The sequence below is a fragment of the Mucilaginibacter sp. P4_G9 genome, from assembly GCF_056400985.1.
On the sequence record NZ_JBFUKF010000185.1, the window covers coordinates 1 to 10,395 of the forward strand.

Genomic DNA, 10,395 nt, shown 5'->3' on the forward strand with positions numbered 1-10,395 from the left:
AATATGCTCCATTGAACCGCAAAAATATCTTTTTAAACCGATAATTGTATAAGGCTAATAAATTAACTATTGGGTTTGTAAATTAATCATTTGAATAAAATGCCCATCGCGAATAAAATGATTCATGATATTGAAACTAAACTGGGTACCAGTATATTAAAAGTGATACCGGTGAGTGGTGGGAGTATTAACAATGTTTATCGCCTGCAAACAGCAACAAAAAGGTTCCTTTTAAAGGTTAATAGCTTACATGATTATCCTGGCATGTTTAAACTTGAACAGGAGGGATTGGCTGCTATCAGATCAACTCAAAGCATTGCTGTACCCGATGTAATACTACAGGGTGAAACAGAGGCGGAGAGTTATTTAGTAATGCAATGGATAGAACCGGGCCTCAGCACACGCAAATCATCTCAAAAATTAGGAGAACAGTTGGCCCAAATGCATAGGCATACCTGGGAATATTTTGGTTTTACTACCGATAATTACATGGGATCGTTAACGCAAAGCAATACGAAGCATAGCACCTGGGGGGCTTTTTTTGTTGAGGAACGACTTAAGCCCATGATAAAAATTGGTTTTGAAAAACAACGATTAGGCAGTAACGATATACAATTATTTGAAAAACTGTATCAAAAACTCCCCGGTCTTTTTACTGAAGAACCGCCTGCTTTAGTACACGGCGATCTTTGGAGCGGCAATTACTTAATTGATACAAATGAACGTCCTTACCTTATAGATCCCGCAGTTTGCTATTGTAACAGGGAGTTTGATATTGCCATGACCACCTTGTTTGGAGGCTTTGATGCAGTTTTTTATGAAGCCTATGATAGCACTTTTCCGTTGCAAAAAGGTTGGAGACAAAGACTTAAGATCTGGAACCTGTACCCATTATTATTGCATGTAAACCTTTTTGGAGATAGTTATACCAATCAGGTGCGTACTACTTTGTCGGCGTTTGTTTAATAATTTTATTGTGCTACACCTTCAACAAAAACGGGGGTTTCTGTAACATTTACAGACAACTTACCTGCAACAGTATTAACGGTAGTTGTTGCAGCTTTATCAGATCCTGCTTTTAAAGTATAAATATTGGCTTTGGCAGTACCCAGGTCAAGAATATAAGTTGCTGTGCGGTTTTTTTGGTCGGGTATGGTTAACACATACATTTTTTTGGAACCGGAAATATATTTATCCACCAGGGGATCTGTATTAATGGTTGACCGATAAGTATAACTGCCCATTAGTTTATTGGTTTGCAAAATATAATCAGCCGCGGGTCTGCGTTTTCCATCCTCTGCAAGACCCGATGTTGCGTACTGTACATTTGCATTTGGGGTATCATCCAATAGCTGATAGTAAAATACTCTTTTAATTCCGAGCCTGATGTATAGTAATGATGTTCTTAGTATCCAGTCGGCCTGCGTTTCTAAAACCGTTTTATTACCAATTGGTGTTGCTTTTTGGTAACTATGCTGGTTAATATCATAGCCAGTTTCGGTTACCCAAACTTCAGGAGGTTTTTGTAGCGAATAAGCAAGTTTAACAAAGGAACCCGCAACAGTACCCGCCATGGATAGCTCTGGTGCTATACCCGTTTTAGCGCCTTTATGCGTTAAAATATTACCATCATTATTGTAAAAGTGATAGTTAATCACGTCAAAACATAAATTAATACTGCCATCGGCATTATATCCCCTGTTTGTTTTACACCACTCTATTATTCTTTTTACAAAATCAACGTTGCAGGTTGCAAGGCCGCCTATTACCACCTGCATGCCGGGGTCTGCGGTTTTTACACCCACATTGTTGCCTAACCTGCCTTTATTACCATCGTAAAAAGCTGATAGGTTGGCGGCATACTCTTCGGGAGTTTGCTTAGTTGCAGGGCCTTTCCACCATTTATCCCACTCATTGCCACATTCAATGTATTTTATTAAGCCCAATCCTATTTTAACAACGTTGGGCGGGTCATTTATCCAGCGGGGGATAGGGTTTACTTTAACCAATTCCGGGGCAACGGCCGTATTGTACCCATATCGTGCGGCAAACTGAAAAGCAGCCCGCCCCTGATCAATATACGATGCAGGATCACTTTTGTCCTGCCCATAAGGTATCGGCACATTTTCATTATCCAGCATATTTGGCGGATAGGTGCTTACCAGCCAGGTGGGGCAGTTTTTCATATCCGCTAAAACCAAAATACCTTCCTGTTTGCAGCGCGTATATATAAGATCATAATCCCAGCCGCCATTGTTGGTAGGATTAAATGTATAATCTCCTTTACTGTTTTCCAGCTTGTTCCAGTTCATGTAATGCCTAACGGCACTAAACGACTTAATAACAGACATATTCGCTTCATAAATGGTGCTTTTAAGGTTCACATTAGCCGGATCCTGAAGGAAATTCCATTCATATGAATTTACACCAAACATGTTTTTTAATGGGGTAGGGCTTGCAAGGATAACACTATTAAGCACAGTGTTGCCTACTGTTGTAGTATCCCTTATGCTGCTTGCATCCGATTTTGCTTTATCTTGCCGGCAGTCATTAAAAAACATGCCTGTAATTGCTATAACAGTAAAGAATTTAAAATGATAAAACATATTTATCTTTCTTGTCAATTTTGAGCTTAAGCTTCACAATGTTATAAACAAATATAAAAATATAATACAAAGTCTATTCAAGTCAGAATAAGTATAATATCCGGAAGTAATCTCCAATATTTAATCAAACGATAAATACAGTAGATATTATTTTATTTTAACGTAGGTTTCAATAATTTCGTGGTCAATTTTAAGGCTGTCAATCTTTTCTATACCACTTTGTACAAGTGTATCATTTTTAAATTGCACGGTGAATTTAAAATCCCTGTTTTCCCATTCGCGGGCATCACAATATACTAAATGTTCCTGGTAATTGCTTCCCGATAAAATGTAAGTACCACTACCTGAGCTGTAAACAGGCTTGGCGGTTTTGCCATGTGCCAAATCATGTGTAAAGAATGCAAAATGGGTACTATTGAAAATTTTAACCATTTCCTCGTCTTTAGATGGTGTTGTTACAACTGTATCGCCTTTAGTAATGCTTTTACTTGATATTAAATGCCAGGTACCAACAAGTGGCTGGTCTGATTTGATTTCCTTTTGAGCGCAGGATGATAAAATAAAGGCACAAATTAAAGCTGAATAAAGAATTTTCATAATTTATGATACGGTTTCCACAATAATAACCATTTTGTTGTAAACAAAAAAGCGATCTGCTTTTGCAAATCGCTTAAAATACAATACCAGTATTTATTCTCCTCTTTTTAAGCCAAACTTCTCGATTTTACTATAAAGGTGGCTGCGTTGAATATCTATATCATCTGCAGTTTTTGATACGTTCCAGTTGTTTTTTTCCAGCTTGAATTTGATGTACTCACGTTCAGCAAAATCTTTATACTCCTGAAAATTATTGAACTGATCAAAATCTGTTTGAGGGGCCGCATTGTTGCCTGCTACGGTTGTAGCCGGTGTAGAGGGATTGGCAAATGCCCTCACATCATTATCGGTTATGGTTTTATCACTTAAAATAATTAAACGTTCTACCATGTTTCTTAACTCACGAATGTTGCCCGTCCACGGTAGAGCTTTAAGGGCTTCAAGTGCCGAGTCAGATATTTTTTTAACCGGCATCCCGTATTCGTTACAGATCTCATCCAGGAAACTTTGTGTAAGCAAGCCTATATCATCTTTACGATCAACCAAGGGTGGTACATGAATTAATATAACACTTAAGCGATGGTAAAGGTCCATACGGAAATTACCTGCTTCAATCTCCTTTAACAGGTCTTTGTTTGTTGCCGCTATAACGCGTACATCAACATCAATTTCTTTTTCGCCGCCAACACGGGTAATTTTACTTTCCTGCAAAGCCCGTAATACTTTGGCCTGGGCCGATTGGCTCATATCGCCAATTTCATCAAGGAAAAGCGTACCTCCGTTTGCCGACTCAAATTTACCTATGCGTTGTTTGATGGCAGATGTAAATGAGCCTTTCTCGTGCCCGAACAATTCGCTCTCAATTAATTCTGATGGGATAGCAGCACAATTCACCTCAATTATAGGTGCATTTGCACGGTGCGATTTTTCGTGCAGCCAACGTGCAACCAACTCTTTGCCGCTACCATTGGCTCCGGTAACAAGAACACGCGCATCTGTTGGGGCTACACGCTCGATAGTTTCTTTTATTTTTTGAATAGCCTGTGAGTTACCTAAAATAGGGCGAACCTTAGATACTTTACGTTTTAATACTTTAGCTTCGACTACCAGGCTTCCCCTGTCGAGGGCGTTACGAACCGTAATGAGCAGGCGGTTTAAATCCGGTGGTTTCGATATAAAATCAAAAGCACCTTTTCTGCTGGCTTCAACAGCTGTTTCAACAGTGCCATGGCCGCTTATCATGATAAAAGGCAGGTCGGGTTTCAGTGCCAAACCCTCGGTTAACACTTCCATACCATCCATGCGATTCATTTTTATATCGCAAAGTATCAGGTCAAAGTCCTTTTTCTCTATCAGTTGTAAACCATCTACACCGTTATCTACATCCTCAACTTCGTAATCCTCATATTCCAGGATCTCGCGCAAAGTGCTGCGAATGGCCCGTTCATCATCTATAATTAAAATTTTTGCCATGTTTTATATATGTAATAGGTAGTAATGTACTTGGTGCTAATATATAAGATTTGTATAGAAAAATAAACACTTTTGCTTTTAACAAAAATAACCCCTTCCTGTTTCCAGGAAAGGGGCATTTTATCAGCAGCAAATCTGTAAGCCGGGTTCTGTATTGCCCGGAGGGGCAACTTCTATCATTAATCTGGCCCTGCCATTGCTGACAGGTTTAAACAACCTACCCATCTTAACGGTCCCGACGAGTCGGGACACGGGAGCGAGCAGCTCCGCTTTCAAGACCTATTTGGTTTTTCAACTCCTGAGGTTTACCGTCATCCCCGGTCGCCCGGTTATGCCGTGAGCTCTTACCTCACGTTTTCACCCTTACCCCGGTCAAAAACCGTGGCGGTATTATTTCTGTGGCACTTTGCTGTCGTCGGCTGCCGACGCCTTCCCGTTAGGAAGCAGGATGCTCTGCGTTGCCCGGACTTTCCTCCGCTAAACAAGTTAGCAGCGATAGAACGTTTTGCGACTGTAAAGGTAGTAAAATTTGTTTGAGTTGGGGTTACGGGTTTGTGGAGCGCAGTGTAGATATTTTGTTATTAAAATCAAGGCTGTAGATTCACCATGAGCCTAATTACCGGCATTTTTTCAGATCACTTTCAACCATTTGCAAGTTAATAGTTGCCATTTTATTACCAAATGAATTGGTAACGTAAGTTAGTACTTTTGCAATTTCAATAGGGGCGAGGTCATCAGCCGGCATCTCACCCTCAAACTCGCGTCCGTTTATAATAATTTTACCTTTAAGCCCATTTTTAAGGAAACAGGCTAATAAAGCCTTATTATTTTTAAGATAAGCAACATCTGTAAGTGGCGGAATCAGTGCCTGCAGGCCTTCACCTTTTGAACCATGACAGTTTTGACAATGAGTTTGATAAATAGCACTTCCGCCGGAATAATAACGGTAAAATTCAACCTGCTCATCGCTTTGGCAGGAAACAACCAACACAGTTAAAAGTAAAAAAATACCACTTATCAGCTTTAATTTCATTTGGTAGCTGCCTGTTCAGGTTCGGCTTTTAGGATTTTTATGTCGGCAATTAATTTATCCACTTCTTTGGGGTCGGTGCCTTCATAGGTTCCCCGGATGCGTTTTTGCTTATCTATCAGTATAAAAAAACCATCGTGGATGAATTGCCCTGCCGGATTTTTTTCCTGTACAGTTTGCAGGTAGCTTTTGGCAATATTATAGGTATCACCTTTGTTGCCGTGCAAAAGCCACCAGCAATTTCCGGTTATGCCCATTTTATCGGCATAACGCTTTAATACCGGTATGGTGTCATATTTAGGGTCGATGGTATGCGATATAATGCGAAAGTCTCCATCATCTTTAAACTCCTTGTACACGTTAAGCATATTACGGTGCATTACCGGGCAAATAGACGGGCAGGTGGTAAAGAAAAAGTCGGCAACATAAATTTTGCCGTCGAGGCTTTTAGCGGTTATCGTATCTGCGTATTGATTAACAAACTTAAAATCGGGTATAGTTGCGTATACAGTATCGGTAACCGTTTTACCATCCACCGTTTTGGTAACAGGCTCGCGGTTGCCTAAAATAGGAAGTTTGCTTTGTTTGTTGCTACAGGCATTCAAAACAGATAATAAGATAATACCCAAAAATAACTTGCGCATTTATTTTTTATTTTGATTTAAATATTTGTCCGATTCGATGACAGCATTGTTGATCTGGGTATCGATAGCTGAGATTTTCTTTTTTTGATCGCCGAGGTAATCAATGATTTCCTGGTGCGATTTACCTTTGTTCTCTACATCAAATTTATGCATCCAATTGCTCATGGCACTATCGGCATCATCAACAAGTTTAAGGCAGATTTTTGCCGAATCTTTAATGTCGGGTATATTTTTAACCATGCTATCCAGTAACATTTTATTTTTCATCAAGTGTTCGTCATTAGCCATCACCTTGTCATGCACGGCAATCACACTATCTAATAATAATTTTTCCTGCTTTTTATTATCGGCACATCCCAGTAAAATGGTAAGGCTTAATACAATCCCAATATATTTTTTCATGGTCGCGTTTTGTATTGGCAAATATTGTAAATAAACCTATTAATGTTAGCTATTTAGTTGCCTTAAATAATAAACATAATCGGTAATGGGTAAGGTTTCGGTGCCCGTAAGCTTCAATTGCTGGCCGGCCTGCGCCCGCGTATGTGTGCCATGATTTATTACATGTGTTAAAATGTCGCTTACCGAAGTTTGGTTACCGCCCAGGGCGTTTTGGTAAATGATAACTTTGTTCAAATCTGCTTCTGTAATTCGCTCCAAAAAACCAAGCCATTCTTCATGATATTCATTTACCAGGTGAGTACAATGCCCAATGGTAAAATCCTTAGGCCATAATTCGGCATTGGGATAAGGTTCTACTTCATTTATCCTGTCCAGCCAGCGGCGTTCGGCGGCAAGCAAATGCGCCATCAATTTTATAGCCCCCCTGGTATTGTCGGCTTCTGTAATTGCTTTTAATAAAGCATGATTAGCAAACTGGGCGTAATTGAACATTTTTATAAAATAGCTTTTCATAAACACTAATGTATGGACACTAATTTCATGAATTAAAACGAATTCCACGAATTATTTGAGAAACCGGATTTGTGAAAATTCGGTTTCCATTTGTGAAATTCCAGTTTACTTCATTTAACGATTTGATAATATAGTTGTTACAATTAAATCACATCGGTGTGGTACCTTTAAGTAATTAAAAAACCACGACATGAAAATCTTCAGCATTTTTTCAAATCTTATTAGCGGTTTACGCGAGTGGATAATGTTAAGAAGTGTGAAATCGTCTTTCATACATTAAATTTTGAATTTTATATCCCGCTTTCGTAAATATTATTGCAATTTTGGACCCTTGTTGTCCATTTAATGAAATCTACACATCAGTACGTATCTTTGAACAAAGAATCTTTCGGCTCCGATTTCGCCTGGGGTGTGTCAACTGCCGCCTTTCAGATTGAGGGGGCTCATGATGCCGATGGTAAGGGCGAATCTGTGTGGGATAATTTTACTACCAAAAAAGGTAAAATTTTAAATGCAGACCATGCCCGTACTGCTTGCGATTTTTATAATCGCTATGAAGAGGATATCGACCTCATCAAACAACTTAACATACCAAATTTTCGTTTCTCTATATCCTGGGCCCGTGTGCTGCCCAATGGTACCGGTCAAATAAACCAGGCTGGTATTGATTATTATAACCGCGTTATAAATTATTGCCTTGAACAAGGAATAGAACCATGGGTAACTATTTACCACTGGGATTTGCCGCATGCGCTTGAGCAAAAAGGTGGCTGGACTAACCGCGAAGTTATCAAATGGTTTAGTGAGTTTGTTACCCTTTGCGCAAACAGCTTTGGCGACCGGGTGAAAAACTGGATGGTTATGAACGAACCTATGGTTTTTACAGGTGCCGGCTATTTTTTTGGCATTCATGCACCGGGACGTACCGGAATGAAGAATTTTTTGCCGACCATACATCACGTTGTTTTAAGTATTGCAGCCGGTGCCAGAATTTTACGCAGGTTATTACCCGAAGTGCAAATTGGAAACACGTTTTCCTGTTCGCAAATTGAAGCATTAACGGATAAGCCACGGGATGTTGCAGCCGCCGTTAGGACTGATGCTTTAATAAACCGTTTATTTATTGAACCGCTTTTAGGTATGGGCTACCCGGTTAAAGATCTGCCGGTGTTAAAAAATCTTCAAAAATACATTTTGCCAGGCGATGAGGATAACATGCATTTTGATTTCGATTTTATAGGCGTCCAGAATTATACGCGTGAAATTGTTAAATATTCATTTTTTACTCCATATATAAGCGCCCGTATTGTTAAGGCCGAAGATCGTAAGGTTGAATTAACGGCAATGCGCTGGGAGGTACATCCACCATCTATTTACCACATGATAAAAAAGTTTGATGCCTATCCAAAGGTAAAAAACATTATTATAACCGAGAATGGGTCAGCATTCCCGGATGAAGTAACTGATGATGAGGTATATGACCCCAAGCGTTTGCAATATTTAAAGGATTACCTGGATCAGGTTTTAAAGGCAAAGAATGAGGGCAGTAATGTTAATGGCTATTTTGTTTGGACGTTAACTGATAACTTTGAGTGGGCAGAAGGGTACCACCCCCGTTTTGGTTTAATTCATGTTGACCATGAGACGCAAAAACGTACTATAAAATTATCCGGAAAGTGGTTTGCCAGGTTTTTAAGAGAAACCAGGAAAGAAAAAGAACTTACTTTGGAAGCAAAAACTAAAGTGTAGTAGCCTTTTACTTAAAGGCATCCTCTCCTGTAATGTCCATCCCGGTAATCAATAAGTGAATATCATGTGTACCCTCATAGGTAATTACCGATTCTAAATTCATCATATGCCTCATAATAGGGTATTCACCGGTAATACCCATACCACCCAGTATTTGTCTGGCTTCACGTGCTATGTTAATGGCAGTTTCAACGCTGTTACGCTTGGCCATTGATATTTGTGCCGCGGTTGCCCGGTTTTCGTTTTTAAGCACCCCTAAACGCCAAACCAATAACTGAGCCTTGGTAATCTCGGTAATCATTTCGGCCAGTTTTTTTTGTTGTAATTGAAAAGCGGCTATTGGTTTACCAAATTGAACCCGCTGTTTAGCATAACGCAGGGCTGTATCATAGCAATCCATAGCTGCGCCAAGGGCACCCCATGCTATGCCGTAGCGCGCCTGGTTAAGGCAGCCAAGCGGGCCTTTTAAGCCTGTAACATTGGGTAATACATTTGCTTTTGGAACTTTAACGTTATCAAAAACCAATTCGCCGGTGGCAGATGCTCTTAACGACCATTTATTATGTGTAGTAGGGGTGGTAAATCCTTCCATGCCGCGTTCAACAATTAGTCCGCGTACTTTTTTATTTTCATCCCTTGCCCAAACAATAGCAATATCGGCAAACGGTGCGTTGGAGATCCACATCTTGGCACCGTTCAGTATATAATGATCGCCCGCGTCTTTAATATTAGTGGTCATGCCACCCGGGTTTGAACCATGATCAGGCTCGGTAAGGCCAAAACAGCCCATTATTTCCCCGGATGCCAGTTTGGGTAGATATTTTTTACGTTGCTCCTCAGAACCGTAAGCATAAATAGGATACATCACCAGTGAGCCCTGTACAGATGAGGCCGAACGGATTCCCGAATCTCCCCGCTCAATTTCCTGCATGATTATTCCATAAGCCATATAATCCAATCCTGCACCGCCATACTCAACCGGTATAGTCGGCCCAAATGCACCAATCCCGGCCAGTCCTTTTACCAGCTGCATCGGGAACTCTGCCTTTTGGGCGTAATCTTCAATTATAGGGCTCAATTCTTTCTTCACCCAGTCGCGTACCGATGAGCGGATCAACTTATGTTCATCGGTAAGTAATTCATCCAATTGATAATAATCGGGCGATTCGTACAGGTCTGTTTTAGCCATAATTTTATACTTGGTGGGCAAATATATATCATTTAATGTTGACTTAAACCAATCAAAATCGCTGTTTTTGGATACCAGAAGCCACTTTATATCAAAAACTATGTTTAAATTGTTTAAACATAGTTTTTGTGTTTATTATTTTTTTAAAAAAATACCTGGTATTCCAAATAACTGTGGCGGAAGGGATTTAAA

The 10,395-nt window shown here is 39.9% G+C and carries 10 protein-coding genes and 1 other RNA gene; 2 read left to right on the plus strand and 9 right to left on the minus strand.

Features of this window, described 5'->3' with window-relative positions; translation table 11 throughout:
• Positions 1–99 precede the first annotated feature (99 nt).
• Complete coding sequence (locus AC1DPZ_RS15925) at positions 100–966, plus strand: fructosamine kinase family protein (RefSeq protein ID WP_477405103.1); 867 nt, start codon at positions 100–102, stop codon at positions 964–966.
• A 5-nt stretch (positions 967–971) separates the two neighbouring features.
• On the opposite strand, the gene AC1DPZ_RS15930 is transcribed toward AC1DPZ_RS15925, so the two are convergent.
• From AC1DPZ_RS15930 to AC1DPZ_RS15965, 8 genes are all read right to left on the minus strand, one after another.
• The gene (locus tag AC1DPZ_RS15930; protein WP_477405105.1) at positions 972–2,624 is read right to left on the minus strand and encodes a hypothetical protein; all 1,653 of its coding nucleotides are present in this window, start codon (positions 2,622–2,624) and stop codon (positions 972–974) included.
• Between the two features lie 129 nt (positions 2,625–2,753).
• A complete protein-coding gene (locus AC1DPZ_RS15935; protein WP_477405107.1) occupies positions 2,754–3,203 on the minus strand; it encodes a hypothetical protein in 450 nt (149 codons plus the stop codon).
• Positions 3,204–3,296: 93 nt separating this feature from the next.
• The gene (locus AC1DPZ_RS15940) at positions 3,297–4,676 is read right to left on the minus strand and encodes a sigma-54-dependent transcriptional regulator (RefSeq protein ID WP_477405109.1); all 1,380 of its coding nucleotides are present in this window, start codon (positions 4,674–4,676) and stop codon (positions 3,297–3,299) included.
• A gap of 122 nt (positions 4,677–4,798) precedes the next feature.
• Positions 4,799–5,188, minus strand: an RNA gene (gene rnpB / locus AC1DPZ_RS15945) — RNase P RNA component class A.
• Positions 5,189–5,292: 104 nt separating this feature from the next.
• Complete coding sequence (locus AC1DPZ_RS15950) at positions 5,293–5,709, minus strand: c-type cytochrome (protein WP_477405111.1); 417 nt, start codon at positions 5,707–5,709, stop codon at positions 5,293–5,295.
• On the minus strand, positions 5,706–6,350 hold the full coding sequence (locus AC1DPZ_RS15955) for an SCO family protein (protein WP_477405114.1): 645 nt from the start codon (positions 6,348–6,350) through the stop codon (positions 5,706–5,708). The genes AC1DPZ_RS15950 and AC1DPZ_RS15955 overlap by 4 nt, the downstream gene beginning before the upstream one ends.
• On the minus strand, positions 6,351–6,752 hold the full coding sequence (locus AC1DPZ_RS15960) for a hypothetical protein (RefSeq protein WP_477405116.1): 402 nt from the start codon (positions 6,750–6,752) through the stop codon (positions 6,351–6,353).
• A gap of 45 nt (positions 6,753–6,797) precedes the next feature.
• On the minus strand, positions 6,798–7,265 hold the full coding sequence (locus tag AC1DPZ_RS15965; protein ID WP_477405118.1) for a DinB family protein: 468 nt from the start codon (positions 7,263–7,265) through the stop codon (positions 6,798–6,800).
• A 372-nt stretch (positions 7,266–7,637) separates the two neighbouring features.
• Between AC1DPZ_RS15965 and AC1DPZ_RS15970 the strand changes: the two genes are divergently transcribed.
• Complete coding sequence (locus AC1DPZ_RS15970; RefSeq protein WP_477405120.1) at positions 7,638–9,014, plus strand: GH1 family beta-glucosidase; 1,377 nt, start codon at positions 7,638–7,640, stop codon at positions 9,012–9,014.
• A gap of 7 nt (positions 9,015–9,021) precedes the next feature.
• On the opposite strand, the gene AC1DPZ_RS15975 is transcribed toward AC1DPZ_RS15970, so the two are convergent.
• Complete coding sequence (locus tag AC1DPZ_RS15975; RefSeq protein ID WP_477405122.1) at positions 9,022–10,203, minus strand: acyl-CoA dehydrogenase family protein; 1,182 nt, start codon at positions 10,201–10,203, stop codon at positions 9,022–9,024.
• Positions 10,204–10,395 lie beyond the last annotated feature (192 nt).

Excerpts from the sequence above, each read along its gene's own strand:
- AC1DPZ_RS15925 (WP_477405103.1), top strand. The coding sequence starts at position 100 with ATGCCCATCGCGAATAAAATGATTCATGATATTGAAACTAAACTGGGT.
- AC1DPZ_RS15935 (WP_477405107.1), bottom strand. The coding sequence starts at position 3,203 with ATGAAAATTCTTTATTCAGCTTTAATTTGTGCCTTTATTTTATCATCC.
- AC1DPZ_RS15940 (WP_477405109.1), bottom strand. The coding sequence starts at position 4,676 with ATGGCAAAAATTTTAATTATAGATGATGAACGGGCCATTCGCAGCACT.
- AC1DPZ_RS15950 (WP_477405111.1), bottom strand. The coding sequence starts at position 5,709 with ATGAAATTAAAGCTGATAAGTGGTATTTTTTTACTTTTAACTGTGTTG.
- AC1DPZ_RS15955 (WP_477405114.1), bottom strand. The coding sequence starts at position 6,350 with ATGCGCAAGTTATTTTTGGGTATTATCTTATTATCTGTTTTGAATGCC.
- AC1DPZ_RS15960 (WP_477405116.1), bottom strand. The coding sequence starts at position 6,752 with ATGAAAAAATATATTGGGATTGTATTAAGCCTTACCATTTTACTGGGA.
- AC1DPZ_RS15965 (WP_477405118.1), bottom strand. The coding sequence starts at position 7,265 with ATGAAAAGCTATTTTATAAAAATGTTCAATTACGCCCAGTTTGCTAAT.
- AC1DPZ_RS15975 (WP_477405122.1), bottom strand. The coding sequence starts at position 10,203 with ATGGCTAAAACAGACCTGTACGAATCGCCCGATTATTATCAATTGGAT.